The organism is Halorubrum salinarum, assembly GCF_013267195.1.
Lineage (GTDB): Archaea > Halobacteriota > Halobacteria > Halobacteriales > Haloferacaceae > Halorubrum > Halorubrum salinarum.
In genome coordinates this window covers 426,479-447,523 of the sequence record NZ_CP053941.1, presented here as the reverse complement: position 1 = coordinate 447,523, position 21,045 = coordinate 426,479, and the positions used below count along the sequence as shown (strand labels likewise).

The 21,045-nt window shown below is 71.3% G+C and carries 22 protein-coding genes; 11 read left to right on the top strand and 11 right to left on the bottom strand.

Annotation, left to right across the window (positions count from 1 at the left end; translation table 11 throughout):
- Positions 1-86: 86 nt before the first annotated feature.
- The 4 genes from HPS36_RS02375 to cdd all read left to right on the top strand — a co-directional run bounded on the left by HPS36_RS02375 (position 87) and on the right by cdd (position 3,907).
- Positions 87-953, top strand: coding sequence for a hypothetical protein (locus HPS36_RS02375; protein WP_173228371.1), 867 nt, complete (start codon positions 87-89; stop codon positions 951-953).
- 35 nt (positions 954-988) lie between these two features.
- Positions 989-1,723, top strand: a complete 735-nt coding sequence (locus HPS36_RS02370) for an MBL fold metallo-hydrolase (protein WP_173228370.1) — start codon at positions 989-991, stop codon at positions 1,721-1,723.
- A gap of 93 nt (positions 1,724-1,816) precedes the next feature.
- Complete coding sequence (locus HPS36_RS02365) at positions 1,817-3,412, top strand: hypothetical protein (RefSeq protein WP_173228369.1); 1,596 nt, start codon at positions 1,817-1,819, stop codon at positions 3,410-3,412.
- A 66-nt stretch (positions 3,413-3,478) separates the two neighbouring features.
- Positions 3,479-3,907 (top strand): cytidine deaminase, encoded by a 429-nt coding sequence (cdd, locus tag HPS36_RS02360; RefSeq protein ID WP_173228368.1) that lies wholly within the window; start codon positions 3,479-3,481, stop codon positions 3,905-3,907.
- Between the two features lie 18 nt (positions 3,908-3,925).
- Here cdd and HPS36_RS02355 read toward each other — a convergent pair whose 3' ends face one another.
- The 4 genes from HPS36_RS02355 to HPS36_RS02340 all read right to left on the bottom strand — a co-directional run bounded on the left by HPS36_RS02355 (position 3,926) and on the right by HPS36_RS02340 (position 8,060).
- Positions 3,926-5,050 carry an Mrp/NBP35 family ATP-binding protein gene (locus HPS36_RS02355; RefSeq protein ID WP_173228367.1) on the bottom strand — a complete coding sequence of 375 codons (1,125 nt, stop codon included), beginning with the start codon at positions 5,048-5,050 and terminating at the stop codon, positions 3,926-3,928.
- Positions 5,051-5,164: 114 nt separating this feature from the next.
- On the bottom strand, positions 5,165-5,464 hold the full coding sequence (locus HPS36_RS02350) for a hypothetical protein (protein WP_173228366.1): 300 nt from the start codon (positions 5,462-5,464) through the stop codon (positions 5,165-5,167).
- Complete coding sequence (gene nrfD, locus HPS36_RS02345) at positions 5,461-6,792, bottom strand: NrfD/PsrC family molybdoenzyme membrane anchor subunit (RefSeq protein WP_222595375.1); 1,332 nt, start codon at positions 6,790-6,792, stop codon at positions 5,461-5,463. The genes HPS36_RS02350 and nrfD overlap by 4 nt, the downstream gene beginning before the upstream one ends.
- Positions 6,789-8,060: a 4Fe-4S ferredoxin N-terminal domain-containing protein gene (locus tag HPS36_RS02340; protein WP_173228365.1), complete on the bottom strand. Its 1,272-nt coding sequence runs from the start codon at positions 8,058-8,060 to the stop codon at positions 6,789-6,791. The genes nrfD and HPS36_RS02340 overlap by 4 nt, the downstream gene beginning before the upstream one ends.
- Before the next feature lie 171 nt (positions 8,061-8,231).
- Between HPS36_RS02340 and HPS36_RS02335 the strand changes: the two genes are divergently transcribed.
- Together HPS36_RS02335 and HPS36_RS02330 are read left to right on the top strand one after the other, a co-directional pair.
- On the top strand, positions 8,232-9,098 hold the full coding sequence (locus HPS36_RS02335) for a nucleoside phosphorylase (protein ID WP_173228364.1): 867 nt from the start codon (positions 8,232-8,234) through the stop codon (positions 9,096-9,098).
- Positions 9,099-9,178: 80 nt separating this feature from the next.
- Positions 9,179-10,360, top strand: coding sequence for an NAD(P)/FAD-dependent oxidoreductase (locus HPS36_RS02330; protein ID WP_121561900.1), 1,182 nt, complete (start codon positions 9,179-9,181; stop codon positions 10,358-10,360).
- 112 nt (positions 10,361-10,472) lie between these two features.
- On the opposite strand, the gene HPS36_RS02325 is transcribed toward HPS36_RS02330, so the two are convergent.
- A complete protein-coding gene (locus HPS36_RS02325) occupies positions 10,473-11,006 on the bottom strand; it encodes an Rrf2 family transcriptional regulator (RefSeq protein ID WP_121561901.1) in 534 nt (177 codons plus the stop codon).
- Positions 11,007-11,114: 108 nt separating this feature from the next.
- Positions 11,115-11,333 carry a hypothetical protein gene (locus tag HPS36_RS02320; RefSeq protein WP_173228363.1) on the bottom strand — a complete coding sequence of 73 codons (219 nt, stop codon included), beginning with the start codon at positions 11,331-11,333 and terminating at the stop codon, positions 11,115-11,117.
- Positions 11,334-11,465: 132 nt separating this feature from the next.
- Between HPS36_RS02320 and rocF the strand changes: the two genes are divergently transcribed.
- Positions 11,466-12,371 carry an arginase gene (rocF, locus tag HPS36_RS02315; RefSeq protein ID WP_173228362.1) on the top strand — a complete coding sequence of 302 codons (906 nt, stop codon included), beginning with the start codon at positions 11,466-11,468 and terminating at the stop codon, positions 12,369-12,371.
- Between the two features lie 21 nt (positions 12,372-12,392).
- Here the strand turns inward: rocF and HPS36_RS02310 are convergent, their stop codons facing one another.
- Positions 12,393-12,692 carry a DUF7565 family protein gene (locus tag HPS36_RS02310; protein WP_053771534.1) on the bottom strand — a complete coding sequence of 100 codons (300 nt, stop codon included), beginning with the start codon at positions 12,690-12,692 and terminating at the stop codon, positions 12,393-12,395.
- Between the two features lie 120 nt (positions 12,693-12,812).
- Here HPS36_RS02310 and HPS36_RS02305 point away from each other — a divergent pair, with 120 nt between their 5' ends.
- The gene (locus tag HPS36_RS02305; RefSeq protein ID WP_173228361.1) at positions 12,813-13,604 is read left to right on the top strand and encodes a PHP domain-containing protein; all 792 of its coding nucleotides are present in this window, start codon (positions 12,813-12,815) and stop codon (positions 13,602-13,604) included.
- 10 nt (positions 13,605-13,614) lie between these two features.
- Here the strand turns inward: HPS36_RS02305 and HPS36_RS02300 are convergent, their stop codons facing one another.
- The gene (locus HPS36_RS02300; protein ID WP_173228360.1) at positions 13,615-14,115 is read right to left on the bottom strand and encodes a metal-dependent hydrolase; all 501 of its coding nucleotides are present in this window, start codon (positions 14,113-14,115) and stop codon (positions 13,615-13,617) included.
- A gap of 119 nt (positions 14,116-14,234) precedes the next feature.
- Here HPS36_RS02300 and HPS36_RS02295 point away from each other — a divergent pair, with 119 nt between their 5' ends.
- Entirely contained in the window at positions 14,235-15,356 is a 1,122-nt protein-coding gene (locus HPS36_RS02295; protein ID WP_173228359.1) for a pyridoxal phosphate-dependent aminotransferase, read from the top strand.
- Between the two features lie 16 nt (positions 15,357-15,372).
- On the opposite strand, the gene HPS36_RS02290 is transcribed toward HPS36_RS02295, so the two are convergent.
- Entirely contained in the window at positions 15,373-15,663 is a 291-nt protein-coding gene (locus tag HPS36_RS02290) for a hypothetical protein (protein ID WP_173228358.1), read from the bottom strand.
- Between the two features lie 107 nt (positions 15,664-15,770).
- Between HPS36_RS02290 and ileS the strand changes: the two genes are divergently transcribed.
- Together ileS and HPS36_RS02280 are read left to right on the top strand one after the other, a co-directional pair.
- Complete coding sequence (gene ileS / locus HPS36_RS02285; protein ID WP_173228357.1) at positions 15,771-18,923, top strand: isoleucine--tRNA ligase; 3,153 nt, start codon at positions 15,771-15,773, stop codon at positions 18,921-18,923.
- Positions 18,924-19,108: 185 nt separating this feature from the next.
- Positions 19,109-19,582, top strand: a complete 474-nt coding sequence (locus HPS36_RS02280) for a GNAT family N-acetyltransferase (protein WP_173228356.1) — start codon at positions 19,109-19,111, stop codon at positions 19,580-19,582.
- Positions 19,583-19,592: 10 nt separating this feature from the next.
- On the opposite strand, the gene lrpA1 is transcribed toward HPS36_RS02280, so the two are convergent.
- Positions 19,593-20,021: an HTH-type transcriptional regulator LrpA1 gene (gene lrpA1 / locus HPS36_RS02275; protein ID WP_121561912.1), complete on the bottom strand. Its 429-nt coding sequence runs from the start codon at positions 20,019-20,021 to the stop codon at positions 19,593-19,595.
- Between the two features lie 83 nt (positions 20,022-20,104).
- A complete protein-coding gene (locus HPS36_RS02270) occupies positions 20,105-21,043 on the bottom strand; it encodes a thiamine pyrophosphate-dependent enzyme (RefSeq protein WP_173228355.1) in 939 nt (312 codons plus the stop codon).
- Between the last annotated feature and the right edge of the window lie 2 nt (positions 21,044-21,045).

Sequence of the window (21,045 nt, the reverse complement as noted above, 5' to 3'; positions counted from 1 at the left end):
CGCGGCAGATGGGCCGGCGGCGACGCGACCGCGCCCGGCGTTCCGCCACGCGAAACCCCTTGACCCCTCGGCGCGTAGTGACGCCCATGCCAGGCCCGCTCGGCGACGCGACGCGGCGCGACCTCACCGACGCGGCCGCCGCCCGGCTCGCCGCCGACGGGTTCGCGGTCGACCGCCCGGAGAGCGGCGCCGAGCCCCCGGCGGTCGCGACCCGCGGCGACGAGCGGATCGCGGTCGAGCCGCTCGCGCCCGACGACGCGACGCCGACCGTGATCGTCTCGCGGCTCGGTCACGCGCTCGACCGCGACCGCAGCGTCCTGTTCGTCGCCCGCGACGACGCCACCGCGGCCGCCGTGCGCGACCTCCTCGCCGACCCGCCGCTGCTGGCCGCGCGCCGCGACGGCCGGCGAACCTTCCACCTCGGCCCCGACCGGATCCCGGTCGCCGGCGGCGGCTACGCCTGCGTCCGCGCCCAGGGGCTCGGCGACCCGACGTTCGCGTGGCGCGAGACGGACACCCCGGTCGGCCCGGTGACGGCGGACTCGGGGGTCGACGCCGCCGCGGTCGACGAGGCGGGCCGCCCGGTCGTCCCGCGGCTCGTCTGCGAGGTCGACGGCGCTCCGGTCGCGGTCCTCGCCGGCGTCGAGAGCCTCCGGACGCCGCCGGACGCGGCGTTCCCGTTCGCCTACCGCCGCGACCCGGACGACAAGCGGTTCCGCGTCCGCCGGGGCGACGACGGGGCCGTCGTCGAGACGCTCGGCGGTTTCGGGGCGATGCGCGACGCCGGGTACGTCCCGGTCCCGATGCCGCTCGTCCCCGAGCACGCGCTGGGGCGCTCGCTCGGCGACGACGCGCTCGCGGCGGCGTGGGACCTGGTCGTGATCGACGACGGGGCCGACGCGGCCGGCGGGACGCGCGGCGCGGGCGACGACGCCGGCGACCGCGACCGATAGCCACCCTCAAGGCGCCCGCGGCCGGACCCGGTGACATGACGGTTCGATTCGAGGAGCTCACCGTGGAGTGGCTCGGCTACGCGACGGCGCGGCTGGAGACGGACGGGGGGCCGGTCGCCTACACCGACCCCGGCCGCTACGGCGTCCTCGACGACTACTGGGCGCGCGACGGTGACCTCGTCGTCGTCACCCACGATCACCACTACGACAGCGACGGCATCCGGTCGGTCGCGAGCGAGGACGCGACGCTGGTCATCTACGAGGCGGTCGACCCCGCGGGCATCGACCGCGACGTGGAGCCGATCGACGCGCTCGCGGCCGACTACGACGTGGTCCGCGTCGGCGAGGAGGGCCGCGTCGACGTCGAGACCCCGGCCGGCGACGTGCGGGTGTGGTCCGTCCCCGCACACAACGACCCCGAGGGACCGAACGCCGACGCGGACGGCTCGGTCGCGCACCCGCCCGGCTTCGGCTGCGGCTTCCTGCTGTCGCTCGGGGGCCGCACCGTCTTCTGGCCCGGCGACTCGGACGCGCTCGACGGGTTCGCCGAGCTGGACGTCTCAGTCTTCCTCGCGAACATCGGCGGGGGCGGCATCGTCGCCGACCGGCGCGCCGCGGCCGACCTCGCCGAGGCGATGGGCCCGGACCTCGTCGTCCCGATCCACTACGATACCTTCGACCTGCTGGAAGCCGACGGCGAGGCGTTCGCGGGCGACGTGGCGAGCCGGTCGATCCCCGTCGCGCTCGACGCGCGCTCGGCGAACCAGTAGGCGCGGGAGCCGGCCGGCGCCGTCGTGGGAACCCGACCCGAACGCTCTCGCGGCCGGTGACCTTTTCACCTCGCCGACTCCTTCCCCGGTCGCATGACCACCGAGTCCGCGCTCGCCGACGGGGTCCGGGAGGCGCTTTCGGTCGACGCCGAGGCGTTCGCCGAGCGCGCGGCCGAGGAGGCCGAGATCGTCAAACAGGAGCTCCGCGACGGCTCCTTCGACAACCACCAGTCGATCGTCGGCTTCGAGTACGAGTTCTACGCGGTCGGCGACGGGCGGTGGAGCGAGGAGTCGCGGGCGGGCGAGTACGCGCTGATGCGCGTGCCCCGCCGCCTGCTGGAGCTGATGGGCTTCGAGAAGGAGCTCGGGCTCCACAACGCCGAGATGTGCACGAGCCCGCAGCCGCTCTCCGACCACGGGCTCCGCGCCCAGCTCGCCGAGGTCCGGGCGCGCCTGGAGGCCGCGGAGAACACCGCCGGCGTCGAGGGGATGCGGCTCGTCTCCGACGGCCTCTGGACCATCCCGCCCGCCGGCGAGACCGCGGAGGGCTACCTCACCGACAGCGTCGAGGTCGACGGCGTCGTCGTCGCGGTCAACATGAGCGACGCGGTCCGCTACCACGCGATGGCGAACGCGGACCCCGACGCGGCGGACGGGAAGAGCGTCGACGACGCGCGGTCTGAGGGAGGTCGCGTCGAGCTCTCCGCTCCCGGCGTGTCGCTGACGGCGGACACGGTGATGCCCGAGAGCCTCATCACGTCGATCCAGCCGCACTACCAGGTGGCGCACGCCGAGACGCTGCCGCGGCACTTCCGGTACGCGCTCCGGATCGCCGGGCCCCTGCTCGCGCTCGGCGTCAACTCCCCCTTCTTCCCGCCGGACCTGTACGACGACGGCTGGGACGGCGAGCAGATCCTCGCGGAGGGGGCGACCGAGAACCGCGTCCACGTGTTCGAGTCCGTCCTCAACGCCCGCACCGACGCGGACAAGGTGCGGTTCCCGCGCGACTTCCGCGACGTCGAGACCGCCGTCGACCGCATCGCGGCCGACGAGACGCTGATCCCGATGCCCGACCCGGGCGGCAGCGACCGGTTCGACGACGACTTCGCGACGTTCCGGACCAAACACGGCAGCTACTGGCGCTGGGTTCGCCCCGTCTTCGAGGGGGCGAGCCGCTCGGCGGCGAACGCGCGGATCGAGTTCCGCCCGATCCCCGGCCAGCCCACGGTCCGCGACTCCATCGCGTTCCAGGGGGCGTTCGCGGGCCTGCTGCAGTCGCTCGCCCAGCGTGAGCACCCGGTCATCGGGCTCGACTGGGAGACCGCCCGCGACAACTTCTACGCGGCGGTCGCCGACGGGCTCGACGCCGAGATGGAGTGGATCGGTCCGGACGGCCAGCACACGACCGACACCGACGCGCTGTACGAGGACTTACTCGACCACGCGGAGGCCGGGCTCCGGACCGCCGGCTGCGCCGCCGACGAGGCCGCCGAGTGGATCGCGCCGCTCCGCTGGCGCGTCGCGAACCGCACGACCCCGGCGAGCTGGAAGCGCGACCGCGTCCGCGCCCGCCTCGACGACGGCGACGACTTCGAGACGGCCGTGGTCGACACCCAGCGCGAGTACATCCGCCAGCAGGCCGACACGCTCATCGACGGCGGCTTCTCGGCGTGGGTCGACCGCGCCTGACCGGACCGGGGGCCGCCCGCGACCGCGACACAGTACAGTTATCGGCCCGCCGCGTCACGCGCCGGTATGGACGACCTGATCGCCGCGGCGCGCGAGGCCCTCGAGGCCGCCCACGTCCCGTACTCCGAGTACCGCGTCGGCGCCGCGCTGCGGACCGCCGACGGCACCGTGTACACCGGCTGTAACATCGAGAACGCGAACTACTCGAACAGCCTCCACGCCGAGGAGGTCGCGCTCGCGGAGGCAGTGAAGAACGGTCACCGCGAGTTCGACCGGATCGTGGTCTCGTCGGGCGTCCGCGACGGCGTCACCCCCTGCGGGATGTGCCGGCAGACGCTCGCGGAGTTCGCGGCCGACGACCTCGTCGTCGCCTGCGACGAGGGCGGCGACGCCGTGACCGAGTACACCCTCGGCGAACTCCTCCCGAACACGATCAGCGAGGGGACGCTCGACGACGCGGCGGCGACCGCCGCCGACGCCGGCGACGGGGACTGACGCGGCCGGCGCCGCCCGTCACTCCGATGCCGACACCGGGTCCGCCGTCCCGCCCCCCGCCTCGCGGCCCTCGTCGCCCTCGGCGTCCCACTCGCCGACGCGCTCGGCGACCCGCCGCCGGTTCACCTCGCCGACGCGGTCCGCGACGGAATCGACCATCTCGAAGAGGTCCTCGCGGACCGGGCTGTCGGGGTCGCGCACCGAGGGGCCGTCCGAGCCGGCCGAGTCGAAGTCCGGGTGGACGGGGAGCCGCGAGAGGACGGGCACGCCGTAGTCGTCACGGATCTCGTCGCCCCCGCTCTCGCCGAAGACGGCGTGGTCGTCGCCGCACTCGGGACAGCGGAACGCGCTCATGTTCTCGACGACGCCCAGCACCGGCGCGTCGTGCTCGTCGAACAGGCGGAGCCCCTTGCGGGCGTCGGCGACCGCCATCTCCTGCGGCGTCGTGACGATGACGACGCCCGCGACGGGTAGCGACTGGAGCAGGTTCAGCGAGGCGTCGCCGGTGCCCGGCGGCAGGTCGACGACGAGGTAGTCCAGCCGCCCCCACTCCACCTCGTTGACGAACTTCATCATCACGTTGTTTACCATCGGGCCGCGCAGCACCGCCGGCTGGTCGCCGTCGGGCATCAGGTGGTCGGTGCTCATCACGCGGACGCCGTCCGAGGCCGGGGGAACGATCTCCTCGTTCGGCGTGACGCCGGGTTCGTCCTCCGTCGGCAGCAGCCGGGGCACGTTCGGGCCGTGGACGTCGGCGTCGAGGATGCCGACCCGCGAGCCGCGCTCGGAGAGCCCCGCGGCGAGGTTCGCGGCGACGGTCGTCTTGCCGACGCCGCCCTTCCCGGAGGCGACGGCGATCACGTTGCGGACGCCGGGGAGCACGTCGGTCTCGTGGCCGTGCTCCTCGCGGAACTCGGCGCGGAGGTCCGGTTCCAGTCCGGCCTCCTCGATCGCCTCGCGGACCGCGTCGCCGATCTCCATCTCCGCCGGCGCGTGCGGGGCGTTGAACGCGAGCGACACCTCGGCGGTGCCGTCGCTGATCGCTACGTCGTCGACGAGGCCCATCGAGACGATGTCGTCGCCGTTCTCGGGGTCCTCTACCGCGGCGAGTCGGTCGGTGAGTTCGGCTTCGGTGAGTGTCATTGGTCTGAGTCGGGCGTCGAGTCGGTTCGGATTCGGTTCGAGCGGCGAGTCGGTTCGGATTCGGTTCGGGCGGCGAGTCGGTTCGAACGCTGTACGAGTGCCGCCGGGGCCGCGTCAGAAGAACACGGCCCCGATGATCAGCGTCGCCACGAACAGGCTCCCCCACAGCACGGTCGTGAGCCCGGCGAGGTAGCCGACGCCGAGCAGGCCGGCGAACCGGTCGCTCGGGTCGCCGAGGAACCACGCCGCGACCATCGCGTACACCGGCGCGAGGACGATCCCGAAGATCAGGTACGTCCCCGGGCCGACGAACGGGAGCGTGTACTCCGCGGACAGCGGGACCGCGGGCCACGCGGCGGGCGCGAGGGCTGCGACCGCGGCGAGGAGCGCCGGCAGGGGCGCGAGCGCGCTCATGTGTCCACCTCCTCGTGGTCCTCGATCGCGTGGAGCTCGACGACCGGGATCACCTTCGAGACGACGAGGAAGAACAGCGCGACGACGCCGATCGTGCCGAAGACCGCCGACACCTCGACCGCCGAGGGGACGTACTGGCCGGGCACCCCGTCGTAGAGCGCGAAGTGCGCGTGCTGGAGCCCCTCGACGACGAACAGCACCTTCTCGGAGAGCGTGCCGAAGAGGACGCCGACGGAGATCCCGACGAGCGCGCGCAGGTCGAACAGGTCCGGCCGCAGCGCGGTCGCGAAGGCGTACAGCATCGCGAGGACGACGAGCCCGATGGCGACCCAGTACAGCGGGGTCGATATCTTCACTTCGGTCGCGTGCTGGAGCGTCGTCGGCGCCGCGAAGATCCCCGTGATCACCTGCTGGAGCTGGAGCCACAGGAAGATCAGGCTGAAGAAGCCCAGCCACTTGGCGAGCCCTTGGAAGACGGCGCGGGGGATGAGCTCCTCCCAGCCGTACGCGTACCGGAACGCGGCCGCGACGATGATGATCCCCGCGACCGCCGAGGTCAGCGCGATGGAGAGGAACGAGGGGCCCTGGACGCCGCCGGCCCAGCCCGCCATCGACGGCAGCAGCGAGAACAGCCACGGGATCACCCCGCCGTGGAGCAGCAGCGGCGCCATGATGATGATCGCGAACGCGATCCACCAGACCATGCGCTCGACGACCTCGTCCTCTTTCTCCGTGTACCCCACGGTCAGCGCCGCGTACAGGGGTTCGAGGCGGTTCGGCAGCCTGTCGCGGAGCCGGTTCACGTCGTAGCGGATCGTCAGGGCGAGGTACGTCGCGGTCAGCACGAAGTAGGCTGTGATGATGGTCACGTCCCACATCAGCGGCGACCACTGGACGCGCGTCGGCCACGCCGGCAGGACGCTCGTCACCAGCCGGTCCGGGCGACCGACGTGGATGAGGATGAACGTCCCGGCGCAGGTTAACGCGGCGATAGTGAGCAGTTCGGCGAGGCGCGCGACGGGCTGGTAAGTGTCCATCCCGAGCAGGCGCACCGCGGCCGAGAGGATGATCCCCCCGTGGGCGATGCCGACCCACCAGATGAACGCGCCGATGTACAGCCCCCACGGCACGCCGCCGCCGGAGCCCCAGTCGGCGAGGTTCGTGACGATCAGGCCGTGCCGGAGCTGCCGGCTGTAGAAGAACAGCCAGACGCCGATCAGGCCGAGCGCGACCGCGAGCGCCGCGACGTACCGCGTCGAGAACGTCTTGATCGGCCGGACGAGCGCCTCTCGGTCGACGCCGGTCACGTCGACGCCGTCGACGCTCACGCCTCCTCACCCCCGTTCGCGGCCGCGCCCTGATCGAGGACCTCCTTGCGGTCGTCGACGAGCCCCACGTCCTCGTACGCGACCGGCCCCTCGACCTGTTCCGCGTGCGGCGACGGCTCGTTGCCGACGAACCGGACGTTCGGCTCGGTGCCGCGCTCCTCCAGCAGCTTGAACGTCGAGACGGTGTGGCCCTTCCGGTTCGGGTAGTCCGACGTGTCGTTCTCCTGTCCGTCGCGGTACTCGCGGAGGTGCCGGTTGGGGTCGCTCTCCGGGTCGTTGAGGTCGCCGAAGTGGATCGCGTTCATCGTACACGCCTCCTCGCAGGCGGTGGTGCCGACCTTCTCCTCGCCCATCTGCCCGTCCTGCCGGTCGACGCAGAACGTACACTTGCCCATCACGCCCTCCGGGGGGCGGGCGCCGACCCAGCGCCCCCGGTCGTCGATCTGGTGGTCGTCGTCGACCTCGGACTCGGGCACGTCGGGCTCGCCCCACTGGAAGTAGTTGACCCCGTACGGGCACGACACCTCGCAGTAGCGGCAGCCGATACAGATGTCGTAGTCGGTGAGCACGAGGCCGTCCTCCTCGCGGGTGTGGCGGGCGCCGACCGGGCACACCTTCGTACACGGCGAGTCGGTACAGTGCTGGCAGGTCCGGGGGAGGAAGTTCGTCTCGTCGCCCTGCCCCTCGTCCTCGAACGAGAACACGTACATCCAGTTCGCCCCCCGGGAGAGCTTGTGCTCCTGGTTACACGCGACCATACAGGCGAGACACCCGTCGCAGTTGTTGAGGTTGATCGTCATCCCCCATCGGGTCCCCTCGCCGTCGTCGCCGCCGGCGCCGGCCCCTCCGGCGCCGTCGCCGCCGGTGGTCGCGCCCGCGGTGCCGAGCCCGCCGAGCCCGAGCGCGGCCGCCGCGGCGCCCTTCTTCATCACCGACCGACGCGACTCCGCGTCGTCACCGCCGACGCTCCGTAGGGCCTCCCCGACGCCGCCGAACGCCTCTTCGACGCGCTCGACGGCGCTCACGTCCTCCTCGTCGACCTCGTCGGGGTCGGGGATATCCACCTCTCGGTCGTCGACGTCGAACTCCTCGAGGATCCGGTCGTGGTACCGCCGGTAGAACTCGACCTCGGAGAGCTCGTCCGCGGCCACCCGCTGCGCGTCGCGGGCCATCTCCGCGCCGAGGTCGGCGTCGAACCCGGTCTCCTCCAGGAGCCGCCTGTCCTCCTCGTCCACGGTCGTGTACATCGACTCGTCGTCGGTGCTCATGGTGGCTGTGGGGTCGTCTCCCCCCGGCGGTACGCGATCCGAGGGGTCAATCGTGACCCGGGTTCCAACGCCGCGGCAAGAGCGGCGAAGATGTTCGAACCGGCCCACAAGAGGGGCGGGGTCGCCGCCGAGCCGGAACTACTTTTAAAAACCTCGCCAAACGCCGGGGACATGACCGACGAACCAGACGCCGGCGGCTCCGACGTGGACGCCCCGGCCGCGGACGCCGAGAGCGAGGACCCGAACGACGCGGCCGGCTACCACGTCGAGGCCGCGTCCGAGGACGTCGCAGACGCCGTCCTCCTCCCGGGCAACCCCGAGCGGGTCGACAAGATCACCGCGCTGTGGGACGGCCACGAGGAGGTCGCGCGCCACCGCGAGTACCGCACCGCGACCGGCACGTATGACGGCGCGCCCATCTCCGTGACCTCGACCGGAATCGGCTCCCCGTCGGCCGCCATCGCCGTCGAGGAGCTGGCGCGCGTCGGCGTCGACACGTTCATCCGGGTCGGCTCCTGCGGGGCGATCCAGCCGGAGATGGACGTGGGCGACCTCGTCATCACGACCGGCGGCGTCCGGCAGGAGGGGACGAGCGACGAGTACGTCCGCGAGGACTACCCCGCGGCCGCGGACGGCGAGGTCGTCTCCGCGCTGGTCGCGGCCGCCGAGCGGCTGGGCCACGACTACCACACCGGCGTGACGATGAGCGCCGACTCCTTCTACGCCGGGCAGGGCCGCCCCGGATTCGACGGGTTCGAGGCCGCCGGCTCGGACGAGCTGGTCGCCGAGCTCCGGGACGCGAACGTGAAGAACATCGAGATGGAGGCGTCGGCGATCCTCACGGTCGCGAACGTCTACGGGCTCCGGGCGGGCGCGGTCTGCTCCGTCTACGCCAACCGCGTCACCGGCGAGTTCCGGACGGAGGGCGAGTCGCGCGCGGCCGAGACGGCGAGCCTCGCGGTGAAGCTGCTCGCGCGCATGGACGAGGTCAAGCGGGAGGCGGGCGCCGACCGCTGGCACGCCGGGCTCTCGCTGTAACGCGCCGTCCAGCCGGGGGCCGGACCGCCGATCGCGACCGTTCCAAAGCGACTTTACCCGCGGGCCGCGGAGCGACAGGCATGAGTTCACAGGTCGTGGTCGTCGGCTCCGGGTACGCCGGCGCAGGGGCGGTCAAGGCGTTCGAAGACGAGGTCGGCGAGGGCGAGGCCGATCTCACGTGGATCTCGGAACACGACTACCACCTCGTTTTACACGAGGTTCACCGAGCGATCCGCAACCCCGCCGTCGAGGACAAGATCACGATCCCCGTCGACGAGATCAAGTCGCCCGAGTCCGACTTCGTCCAGGGCCGGGTCGTCGACGTCGACACCGACGAGCGCGTCGTCGAGACCGACGACGGCACGACCGTCGACTACGACTACCTCCTCCTCGCGGTCGGCTCCACGACCGCGTTCTTCGGCATCGAGGGCCTGAAGGAGAACGCCCACCAGCTGAAGGGGCTCGACGACGCGAAGGCGATCCACGAGGACGTGCGCGAGGCGGCCGCGGACGCGACCCGCTCGGACCCCGCGCAGGTCATCGTCGGCGGCGCCGGCCTCTCCGGCATCCAGACGGCCGGCGAGATCGCCGAGTACCGCGACAAGCACCGCGCGCCGCTCGACATCAAGCTCGTCGAGGGGCTCGACGAGGTCTTCCCCGGTAACGACCCGCAGATCCAGGGCGCGCTCCGCCAGCGGCTCGAAGACGCCGACATCGACATCCTCACCGGCGACTTCATCTCGGAGGCCGACGAGGACGCGGTCTACCTCGGCGGCGGCGAGGACGAAGAGCCCGAGGAGCTCGGCTACGACGTGCTGATCTGGACCGGCGGCATTACGGGCCAGCCCGAGCTGGAGCACGTCGAGGTCGACAAGGACGACCGCTCGAACCGCGTCCACGCCGGCTCCGACTTCGCCACCAGCGACGACCGCGTGTTCGCCATCGGCGACACCGCCCTCGTCGAGCAGGGCGAGGACGACGTGGCGCCGCCGACCGCGCAGGCCGCCTGGCAGGCCGCCGAGGTCGCCGGCGCCAACCTCGCGCGCGCCGCCCGCGGCGCGCCGCTCCGCTCGTGGACCCACGAGGACAAGGGGACCGTCATCTCCGTCGGCGAGGAGGCGGTCGCCCACGACGTGATGGGCATGCCGATCAAGACGTTCGGCGGCAAGCCCGCGAAGCTGCTGAAGAAGGCCATCGCCACGCGCTGGATCGCCAAGGTCTCCTCCGCGAGCCGCGGCGTCAGCGCGTTCGGCGACATGTAAGCCCGAGCGACGCCCCACGCGCCGTCGGCTCCCGACGCTCGACCTTTCGTCGATGAATCAGTCCGCGTTCTCCGAGGATTTCTCGAACCGGTAGACGAGTCCCGCTTCTAGATCAGTGCTCGGCCGGCTCGTCGGGCGCCCGCATGTCGTCGATCCGCAGGATGAGAATGTTCGCGGTGTCGTCTTTGCCGTCGACGGTGCCGTCGATGACGAGCTTCGAGAGCGGCGTCGGGCCGACGGTGACGCTGTCGCCCTCGTGGAAGTCGCGGACCGAGCCCTGGACGTGGATCTCGGCGCGGCACAGCTCGGGGTGGTGGACGCTGGAGAGGTCGATCCCGTCGACGTTGATCCCCTCGACCTGCTCGCCCTCGTGGGAGATCGGCACGTCGGCCGGCTCGTCCATGCGCTGGATGTCGAGCGCCTCGTAGGCGTTCGAGGTGGGCTTGTAGCCGCCCTTCGGGCCGGGGACGCCCTCGACGAGCTGGAGGGCCTTGAGGCTCTGCATCTGGTTCCGGATCGTCCCGGGATTGCGGTCTACTTCCTCGGCGATCGCCTCGCCTTTCACGGCGTCCTCCTGTTCCCCGTACAGGTTGATGAGGGCCGTGAGGATGCTTTTCTGGCTCGACGTGAGCTCGATCGATGACATGGTGTCGAATACACGACGCCCCCGCTTAAATGCGATGGAATTCGCTTATAAATGATCGTGTGAAACCGCCTCGACGGCCGGGTACAGCCGGCGCTGCGTGTTCCGCGCCTACTCCCCGCGCAGCCGCTTCATGCGCACGTACGCGAGCGGACTCGACAGCGCGACGACCACGCCGACGCCGATCAGCGCGACCCCGAAGTCGACGGCGACGAACGACACCGCGGCGCCGACGAGCCCGATCGCCGTGCCGGTGAACGCGACCGCGATGGTCGCGCCGATCGGCTCGATGTCGCTGGGGTCGACCGAGTAGGAATCGGAACTGCCCATGACCGCCTCGTGGCGGCCCGGGCGCAAAACGGTGTCCGATCCGGCGAGGCGAATCGGGCGTTCGACGTCGACCTCGGAGTCGCGGCCGCGTCGATCCCCACCATTCAAGCGCCGCGGCGTCGCGTACCCGGTATGACCACGGTCAGGATCATCGGCGCGCCGACCGACTACGGGGCGAACCGACGCGGAGTCGACATGGGACCGTCGGCGATCCGGTACGGCGGGCTCGCGGACCAGCTCGCCGGCGCGGGCGTCGAGGCGGTCGACGCGGGCGACCTCCCCGTCCCGCGGGCGGAGGAGCGCGACCCGGACGCGGACGCGCCGAGCGAGGGGAAAGCGAAGTTCCTCCGCGAGACCGCCGACGTCTGCCGGGAACTCGGCGACGAGGTCGCCGCGACGCTCGCCGCCGGCGACGTGCCGCTCGCGCTCGGCGGCGACCACTCGATCGCCATCGGGAGCCTCTCCGGCTCCGCGCGCGACGCGGACATCGGCGCCGTGTGGTTCGACGCGCACGCCGACCTCAACACGCCCGCCACGACGCCGTCTGGCAACGTCCACGGGATGCCGCTGGCGGCCGCCCTCGGGATCGGCGAGTTCGCGGACGCCGAGTGGGCGACCGCGCCGGGGCTCTCGCCGGAGAACGTCGCCCTGGTCGGGCTCCGGTCGGTCGACGGGGCGGAGGCGGAGCTGCTCAGGGAGCGCGGGTTCGCGGCGTACACGATGTCGGACATCGACGAGCGCGGGATCACGGACGTGACCGAGGAGGCGCTGTCGGTCGCCTCGGCCGGCGTCGACGGGATCCACGTCAGCCTCGACCTGGACTTCCTCGACCCGAACGCGGCGCCCGGCGTCGGGACGCCCGTCCGCGGCGGCGCCACCTACCGCGAGGCGCACAGCGCGATGGAGATCGTCGACGAGACGGACGCGCTCCGGTCGATGGAGCTCGTCGAGGTGAACCCGACGCTCGACCAGCACAACGAGACGGCGGAGCTGGCGACGGAGCTCGCGGCGAGCGCGTTCGGGAAGCGGGTGCTGTAAACGGCGGCTCGGGGGACCGAGTCAGACGTTCCGGTCGAGCTCCTCGACGACGCGCTGGAGGTCCGCGGCGGCCTCGATCTCGCCTTTGATCTCCTCGCGGCGCCGGACCGCCGCGGAGTCGGCGTCGTACGCGCGGACGAACTCGGCGCGGGTGTGCTCGTCGAACGCGTGGCGGATCGCGAAGTAGCCGTCCGGGACGATCGTGCCGCACACCTTGCACTCGTGGCGCTGGTGGTCGTTCGTCTGGTGGACGATCGCCGCCTCCACGTCGTCGAAGGCGGCGTCGCAGTCGCCGATGCCGCACGTCCAGCGAGGGGCCATACCCGGAACACTCGCCCGAGGGGGATTAACGGTTTCCCAACTCGGCGGGATCCCGGGACGGGCCGCCGCCCCGCGGTCCGCCCGGCGATCGCGGCACCGTCGTCGTCGAACGATACGCCTTTGCGCGGGCGCGACGACCGTGCGACCGTGACCCGATCGCAAACGCGCGTCGACGCCCACGTCAAGGTGCTCGACGACGAGGTCGTCGCCCGCGCGAAGGCCCGCGGGATCGACGCGCTCGTGTACGCGCCGCACTTCACGCGGCTCCCGACGGTCCGCGAGCGCGCGGCCCGCTACACCGACGACGAGCTGACCGTCGTCCCCGCCCGCGAGGTGTTCACCGGCGACTGGGGGAACCGGCGGCACCTCCTAGCGCTCGGGCTCTCCGACCCGGTCCCCGACTACATCACCTTCGAGGGCGCCATGGCCGAGTTCGAGCGCCAGGACGCGGCCGTCCTCGTCCCGCACCCCGGATTCGCCACCATCTCGCTCACGCGGCCCGAGGTGGACGCGCACGCCGCCCGGATCGACGCCGTCGAGACGTACAACACGAAGCTCCTCCCCCACCAGAACGCCCGCGCCCGTCGGACCGCGAAGGAGACGGGCTGCGCCGGCTTCGGCTCGTCGTACGCGCACCTCCCCGGCACGGTCGGCGAGGCGTGGACCGCCTTCGAGGGCGACCTCGACGACGCCGCGGCGGTCGCCGAGGCGTTCCGCGAGCGCCGCCCGCGGACGGTGATCCACCGCGGCGGCGTCGGCCACCGACTCCGGGGGCTCGTCGAGTTCGCGCACCTCGGCTACGAGAACACGTGGGCGAAGCTCGACCGGATGTTCCTCTCCGGCAACGAGCCCACCCTGCCATCGAACGTCGCCTACGAGGGCCGGTTCGACGACGTGAGCGTCTACGAATAGCGCGTCGCGGTCACAGCCCGAACCCGGCCGCGGCGTCGGAGGCCGCCGAGAGGTCCAGGTCGAGGCTGACGACGTAGGTGTGAATCGCCCAGAACGCGGCCAGCTCTATCGCGGTGATGATCACGGTGACGAGGTCGGCGTACTTGCTGCTCGTCGTCACGCCGCTGGGCAGCCCGAACTCCCGGTCCGAGAGCGGGTGGAACAGCGCGATGCCCCGGCGGCTCCCGACCACGTCGAGGACGTAGTGGGTCAACACGCCGATCCAGACGTACTGGAGGTTCCCGAAGAAGATCGGGTACGCGAGGAACACCGCCAGCACGGGGAGGCTGTGGAGCGTCTTCCGGTGGCGCCCGAAGGCGGTGTCGACGTCGGGGAACAGCGCCCCCAACACGACGGGAACGGTGATCTCGGCGACGGTCGTCGCGGTCGCCGCGTCGAGCCCCGGTTCGACGATGAACCCGAGCCCGAGGGCGAGCAGCAGGCCGTTGAGGACGTGGCCGCGCTTGTTCATACCACCCGCTGTGCGTGTCGGTAGGTCAAACCACCGGATCGCGGTGGCTCAGCGGGACCGGGTCCTGCGTCCCGCGCGCCGGTCGAAAGAGCCACGGCGACCGCGTCCGACCCGACCGTATGGAGTACGAGGAGCCGAAGTTCTTCCACGTGATGCAGTACGCCGCGGCCGCCGACGGCGACGTCATCGACATGGTGAGCGGCAACCCCGACTGGGAGCCGCCCGCCGCGCTCCGGGAGGCGCTCCGCGAGTACGCCGACCTGCCGCCCGCCGACTTCCAGTACCCGCCGAGCGACGGGCTCCGCGAGCTCCGCGAGGCGATCGCCGAACGCCGCGACGTGGCCCCCGAGCGCGTGGTCGTCACTAACGGCACCGGCGAGGCGAACTACCTCGCGATGGCGCGCGCGCTCGACCGCGGCGCCGGCGACGAGGCGCTCCTGATGGACCCGGTGTACCCGTACTACCCGGGGAAGACTCACCTGCTCGGCGGCGAGCCGACGCTCGTGCCCACCGCCCGCGACGGGGGCCTCGACGTCGACGCGGTCCGCGAGGCCGCGAGCGAGGACACCGCGCTGATCGTTCTCAACACGCCGAACAACCCGACCGGCGCCGTCTACGACCTCGACGCGGTCCGCGAGGTCGTCGCGGTCGCCGAGGCGGTCGACGCCGTGGTCGTCGTCGACGAGGTGTACGGTCAGTTCGACCTCGCGGGCTCCTTCGAGTCGGCCCTGACCCTCGACTCCGAGCGCGTGATCGTCACCGGCGGCTTCTCGAAGTCGATGGCGATCACGGGGCTCCGGGTCGGATACGGCGTGTTCCCCGAGGCGCACGTCGGCGACGCGAAGACCCGCCACATGCTCGTGAACGTCACCGGGGCCCGCCCCTCGCAGTACGCGGTCTACCACGCGCTCGCCGAGACGGAGCCGTCGTACTACGCCGAGTCGCGCGACCTGCTCGCCGACCGCGTCGCGGCGTTCACCGACGCGCTCGACGCGGCGGGCGCGGAGTACAGCCGTCCGGAGGGCGCCTTCTACGTCCTCGCGCGGTTCGACGGGTTCCCCGGAACGATGGCGAACGTCAAGCGCCTGATCGACGAGGCGGGCGTCGCCGGCATGCCGGGCGAGGCGTTCGGCACCGCCCGCGACGAGTGGATCCGGTTCGCGCTGGTGACGCCGCGCGCGACCGAGGCGGCCGAGCGGCTCGCGGACTACTTCGCGGACGGCGCGCCCGCCCCGCGGTGAGCGACGGCGTACACGACTACCCGTCGCCCCCGGCGTAGCCCCCCTTCCCCGCCTCGGCCTCCCGCTCGCGGCGGTCCCGGTCGTCGTCCGCGTTCGCGGCCGACCGCTCGGACGCCGACCGCTCCGGCGTCGACTCGGACCGCCGCGCCGCGAGCGCCCAGCCGAGTGCGTACGCCGCGACCGCGGCGGCGACGCCGGCGGCGGTGCCGACGAGCCACGCGCCGGCGGCGAACGCGACGGCGGCCAGCGCCGGGCCGCCGAGGAGCGCGTACCCGAGGTTCTCGCGCACGACTCGCGGCGTCTCCATGTTCGCTGCGTCCGCTTCCCCGGAGAAGTGTCTTGTCCCGCCTCGCCGCCGCTGAACCGTTCCCACGACTCCGCCGTATTCAAATACGCGCGCGCAGACCAACGCGTATGGAGCAGATCGACGACCAGTACGCGCCCGCAGACGTCGAGTCCGCGGTCGACGAGTACTGGGACGACCACGACGCCTACGAGGCGGCGAAGGAGGCGCACGCCGACGACCCGCCGTTCTTCTTCGTGGACGGCCCGCCGTACACCTCCGGGCAGATGCACCTCGGGACGGCCTGGAACAAGACGCTGAAAGACGCCGTCATCCGGTACAAGCGGATGACCGGCCACCGCGTCACCGACCGCCCCGGCTACGACATGCACGGGCTCCCGATCGAGGTCAAAGTCGAGGAGGAGCTCGGCTTCGAGAACAAGCGGGACATCGAGGAGTACGGGATGGAGGCGTTCATCGAGAAGTGTAAGGAGTTCGCCTTGGAGAACCGGGCGGCGATGGACGAGGACTTCGAGTCCATCGGCGCGTGGATGGACTGGAAAGACCCCTACGAGACCATCTCGCCGGAGTACATGGAGGCCGCCTGGTGGGCGTTCTCCGAGGTCGCCGACAACGGCCTCGTCGAGCAGGGGAAGCGGTCCATCTCGCAGTGCCCGCGCTGCGAGACCGGCCTCGCCAACAACGAGGTGGAGTACGAGGACGTCGAGGACCCCTCCATCTACGTGAAGTTCCCGCTCGCCGACCGCGAGGGAAGCCTCGTCATCTGGACGACGACGCCGTGGACCATCCCCGCGAACACCTTCGTCGCCGTCGACGAGGATCTCACCTACAACGCCGTCCGCGCGGAGAAGGACGGCGAGAGCGAACTCATCTACGTCGCCGCCGACTGCGTCGAGGACGTGCTCGGCGAGGGGCGCTACGAGGACTACGAGGTCGAGGCCGAGCTGACGGGCGACGAGCTCGTCGGCTGGGCGTACGACCACCCGCTCGCCGACCGCGTCGCCGAGTACCCCGACTTCGAGGGCGCCGGTCAAGTGTACGCCGCCGACTACGTGGAGGCCGACCGGACCGGACTGGTCCACTCCGCGCCGGGCCACGGGGAGGAGGACTTCCACCGCGGCACGGAGCTCGGGCTCGACATCCACTGCCCCGTGAAGCCGAACGGCGAGTTCACCGAGGCGGCCGGCGAGTACGCCGGCCAGTTCGTGCGCGACGCCAACGACGACATCATCGACGACCTCGTCGCCGACGGACACATGCTCGCGCACGGCACCGTCGACCACAGCTACGGCCACTGCTGGCGGTGTGACACCGGGATCATCCAGCTGGTCACCGACCAGTGGTTCATCTCGATCACGGACGTGAAGGAAGACCTCCTCGACAACATGGAGGACTCGGAGTGGCACCCCGATTGGGCCCGCGACAACCGCTTCCGCGACTTCATCGAGGACGCGCCCGACTGGAACGTCTCCCGCCAGCGCTACTGGGGGATCCCGATCCCCATCTGGGTGCCGGAGGACGCCGACGCCGGCGACCTCGACGAGGACATGATCGTGATCGGCACCCGCGAGGAGCTCGCCGAGCGCGTCGAGGAGGACGTCGACCCCGAGTCGATCGACCTCCACCGCCCCTCCGTCGACGACCTCACCATCGTCGAGGACGGGACGACGTACCGCCGCGTCGAGGACGTGTTCGACGTGTGGCTCGACTCCTCGGTCGCCTCGTGGGGCACGCTCGGCTACCCGAGCGACGAGGCCGCGCACGACGAGCTGTGGCCCGCCGACCTCATCATCGAGGCGCACGACCAGACCCGCGGCTGGTTCTGGTCGCAGCTCGGCATGGGCACCGCCGCGGTCGGCGAGATCCCGTACGACGAGGTGCTGATGCACGGCTTCGCCAACGACGAGGACGGCCGGAAGATGTCGAAGTCGGTCGGCAACATCGTCACGCCGGAGGAGGCGATCGACCGGGCCGGACGCGACCCGCTCCGCACGTACCTGCTCAGCCACGACCAGCAGGGGGTCGACCTCGCGTTCGAGTGGGACGGGCTCGGCGAGATCCAGGGCAAGCTCAACATCCTCTGGAACGTGTTCCGGTTCCCGCTGGAGTACATGGAGCTCGACGGCTACGACCCCGCCGACGCGGACCTCGCCGACGGCGAGCTCGAACTCGTCGACGAGTGGGTGCTCTCGCGGCTCCAGTCCGTGGAGGCCGAGGTCGCAGAGGCCTGGGACGACTATCAGGTCAGCGACGCGGTCAACGCCGTCATCGAGTTCGTCACGCAGGACGTGTCGCGGTTCTACGTGAAGGCGGTCCGCGACCGCATGTGGGAGGAGGCCGACTCCGCCTCGAAGCGCGGCGCCTACGCCACGCTCGCGACCGTCCTCGACGAGGTGATCCGCCTGCTCGCGCCGATCGCGCCGTACCTCACCGAGCGGATGTACCAGCGGCTCGACGGCGCGGCGACGACGGTCCACGCGCTGTCGTACCCCGAGCCGGACGCCGACCTGCGCGACCCGGACCTCGAACGCGACGTGGCGGTCTTCCGCGACGTGGAGGAGGCGGCCGCGAACGCGCGCCAGCAGGCCGGCCGGAAGCTCCGCTGGCCCGTCCCGCGCGTCGTCGTCGAGACGGACGACGAGACCGTCGCGGCCGCGGTCGACCGGCTCGAAGCGCTGATCGCCGACCGCGTCAACGCCCGCGAGGTGGTCGTCACCGACGCGTTCGACGAGCTGGTCGAGACCGCGGAGCCGCAGATGGCGGCCATCGGCCCCGCCTTCGGCGGCGACGCCCAGAAGGTGATGGAGGCGGTCCAGGGCGCGACCCGCGCGGCGGTCGAGGGCGGCGAGGTGACCGTCGACGGCGAGCCCGTCGACCTCGACGACGAGATGGTCGAGTACGTCGCGGAGCCCCCGGAGCACGTCTCCGGCGCCGACTTCGAGGGCGGTACCGTCTACGTCGACACCTCGCTGACTCCCGACATCGAGTCCGAGGGGTACGCCCGCGACGTGATCCGCCGGGTCCAGGAGATGCGCAAGGAGCTCGACCTGGACGTGGAGGCGCGGATCCGCGTCGGCGTCGGCGTCGACGACGACCGCGTGGCCGGCTTCGTGGACGACCACGCCGACCTCATCGCCGGCGAAGTGCGCGCCGACGCCTGGCTCGACGACCCGAGCGACGCGGCGGCCGCCGAGGACGGCCTCGTCGAGGAGTGGGAGGTCGAGGACGTCACGCTCACCATCGGCGTCGACCCGGTCGCGTAGGCTCCCCGACCGAAAACGCCGCTTTGAGCGGCCGAACGCTCGGTTTCGGAGGCCTCGGCGCCCGCGCTCACCGATCCGAATCGACGCGGACGAGACCGCCGGAGGATCGCCTCCGCGACGCGAGTTACTGTGTGAACAATTCCCACCCCGAAACCTATAGGTGCGTTCTTTACTCACGGTTGAACATGGATGTCCGGGCGGCTCGGGCCGACGACGCCGAGGCCCTTCGCACCGCGGTCTCGCGGGCCCGCGAGGAGACGGTGTTCGACGACATCGGCGCACCGCTGCTCGACGTCTCCGCCGCCGGCGTCCGCGAGGCCGCCGCCGAGGCCGAGTGGTCGTTCCTGATGGAACACGACGAGGAGGGCCCCGTTGGCCTCGCCATCGCGCACCCGGACCCGGACGGCACCGAGGCGGAGCTGCTGGCGCTGTGGGTCCACCCGAACCGTGCGGGCGAGGGGATCGCGGGAGAGCTGCTGTCGCGCGTCGGCGCCGCACTCGCCGACCGCGGCGTCGAGACCCTCCGGGCGACGGTGCCGGCGGACAGACCGAGCGCGACGGAGTTCTTCGTCGCGCACGGATTCGAGGGGCGCGGGACCCGACGGAGCCCCGTCGGCGACGAGGACGTGGTGGTCGCGGCCCCGCGGACGCTCGTCTGAGGCCGCCGGCCTACTTCAGTCGTTCCTGGAGGAAGGAGGGGTGCGCCGCGGTGACGCCTTCGACGCCGAGCAACTTCTCGGAGATGACCTCGCCGAGCTCGTCGCCGTCGCCGGCGCGGACCTCGGCCATCAGCATGTGGTCGCCGGAGGAGGTGTACAGCGCCTGGACTTCCTCTAGCGACTTTAGTTCGCGCGTCGCCTCCACGTACTGTCCGGAGTCGACGTCCATCCCGACCATGGCGATCGACTGCGACGAGAGCTTCTTCGGGTCGACCTCCGCCGAGTAGCCGACGATCACGCCCCGCTCTTCGAGGCGGTCGATGTACTTCCGCACCGTCGGCTTCGAGACGTCGGCCCGTTCGGCGATCTCCCCGCAGGACGCCTGTGCGTCCTCCTCTAACACGGAGAGGATCCGCTCTTCCGTCGATACGGTACTCATACCACTCCGTTTGTCACCAATGAAAAAATACCTTGCGAATCAAAAAACGAACTCACCGCGCCGTCAACGACTGACGGCCTCGCTCAGGCGTGTTTGTCGAGGAACATGTCGTGGGAGCGCTCCCACTCGTAGTCGTCGTCCCAGTAGCGCTCGGCGAGCGGCTCCTCGGGCATCTCGCCGATCGCGCGCTTCTCCTGACCGTAGGACGGACGGTCCTCGTCGACGTAGAAGCGGCCGGTGAGGACCTCGCCGTCGTAGAGGGCCTCCTCGGTCGTGCGCATCATCTCCTGGGCCTCGACGCGGTCCGTCTTGTCGAACTCGTAGTCGTCGGAGTCGTTGACGTCGATGTACGGGACGTACTGGCGCGCGTCCTTGTTCCAGGTCGGACACTGGGTGAGGAAGTCGACGTGCGCGAACCCGTCGTGTTCGATCGCCTCGGTGATGATCTCCTTCGCCTGGTTCGGGTTGACCGCGGCCGTCCGGGCGACGTAGGAGGCGCCGGCGTTGAGCGACATCGAGAGCGGCTTGATCGGCTCCTTGGCGCTCCCGTGGGGCTGCGTCTTCGACTTGTGGCCCTTCGGGCTGGTCGGGGAGGTCTGCCCCTTCGTGAGCCCGAAGATCTCGTTGTTGAACACGATGTACGTCATGTCGTGGTTCTCCCGGGCCGTGTGGACGAAGTGGTTCCCGCCGATCCCGTAGCCGTCGCCGTCGCCGCCGGCGGCGATCACTTCGAGGTCGGGGTTCGCGAGCTTCGCGGCGCGGGCCACGGGCAGCGAGCGCCCGTGGATCGTGTGGAACCCGTACGTGTCGAGGTAGCTGTTCAGCTTGCCCGAACAGCCGATCCCGGTACACAGCAGGGTCTCCTCGGGCGTGCGCCCGACCTCCGGTAGCGCCTGCTTGAGCGCCTTCAGGACGCTGAAGTCACCGCAGCCCGGACACCACGTCGGCTGCGGCTCCACGCCGGGGGTGTACTCGTCACGGTCGATCTCTCGCTCCTCTCCGATCGCTGAAAACGTGCTCATTG

Bases quoted from the DNA above. Each gene is read 5' to 3' on its own strand.
- HPS36_RS02280 (WP_173228356.1), top strand. From the start codon at position 19,109: ATGGATGTCCGGGCGGCTCGGGCCGACGACGCCGAGGCCCTTCGCACC.
- HPS36_RS02270 (WP_173228355.1), bottom strand. From the start codon at position 21,043: ATGAGCACGTTTTCAGCGATCGGAGAGGAGCGAGAGATCGACCGTGAC.
- HPS36_RS02295 (WP_173228359.1), top strand. From the start codon at position 14,235: ATGGAGTACGAGGAGCCGAAGTTCTTCCACGTGATGCAGTACGCCGCG.
- cdd (WP_173228368.1), top strand. From the start codon at position 3,479: ATGGACGACCTGATCGCCGCGGCGCGCGAGGCCCTCGAGGCCGCCCAC.
- HPS36_RS02370 (WP_173228370.1), top strand. From the start codon at position 989: ATGACGGTTCGATTCGAGGAGCTCACCGTGGAGTGGCTCGGCTACGCG.
- HPS36_RS02320 (WP_173228363.1), bottom strand. From the start codon at position 11,333: ATGGGCAGTTCCGATTCCTACTCGGTCGACCCCAGCGACATCGAGCCG.
- HPS36_RS02325 (WP_121561901.1), bottom strand. From the start codon at position 11,006: ATGTCATCGATCGAGCTCACGTCGAGCCAGAAAAGCATCCTCACGGCC.
- HPS36_RS02355 (WP_173228367.1), bottom strand. From the start codon at position 5,050: ATGACACTCACCGAAGCCGAACTCACCGACCGACTCGCCGCGGTAGAG.
- HPS36_RS02350 (WP_173228366.1), bottom strand. From the start codon at position 5,464: ATGAGCGCGCTCGCGCCCCTGCCGGCGCTCCTCGCCGCGGTCGCAGCC.
- HPS36_RS02330 (WP_121561900.1), top strand. From the start codon at position 9,179: ATGAGTTCACAGGTCGTGGTCGTCGGCTCCGGGTACGCCGGCGCAGGG.
- HPS36_RS02365 (WP_173228369.1), top strand. From the start codon at position 1,817: ATGACCACCGAGTCCGCGCTCGCCGACGGGGTCCGGGAGGCGCTTTCG.
- HPS36_RS02375 (WP_173228371.1), top strand. From the start codon at position 87: ATGCCAGGCCCGCTCGGCGACGCGACGCGGCGCGACCTCACCGACGCG.
- HPS36_RS02340 (WP_173228365.1), bottom strand. From the start codon at position 8,060: ATGAGCACCGACGACGAGTCGATGTACACGACCGTGGACGAGGAGGAC.
- HPS36_RS02310 (WP_053771534.1), bottom strand. From the start codon at position 12,692: ATGGCCCCTCGCTGGACGTGCGGCATCGGCGACTGCGACGCCGCCTTC.
- lrpA1 (WP_121561912.1), bottom strand. From the start codon at position 20,021: ATGAGTACCGTATCGACGGAAGAGCGGATCCTCTCCGTGTTAGAGGAG.
- ileS (WP_173228357.1), top strand. From the start codon at position 15,771: ATGGAGCAGATCGACGACCAGTACGCGCCCGCAGACGTCGAGTCCGCG.
- HPS36_RS02290 (WP_173228358.1), bottom strand. From the start codon at position 15,663: ATGGAGACGCCGCGAGTCGTGCGCGAGAACCTCGGGTACGCGCTCCTC.
- rocF (WP_173228362.1), top strand. From the start codon at position 11,466: ATGACCACGGTCAGGATCATCGGCGCGCCGACCGACTACGGGGCGAAC.
- HPS36_RS02335 (WP_173228364.1), top strand. From the start codon at position 8,232: ATGACCGACGAACCAGACGCCGGCGGCTCCGACGTGGACGCCCCGGCC.
- HPS36_RS02300 (WP_173228360.1), bottom strand. From the start codon at position 14,115: ATGAACAAGCGCGGCCACGTCCTCAACGGCCTGCTGCTCGCCCTCGGG.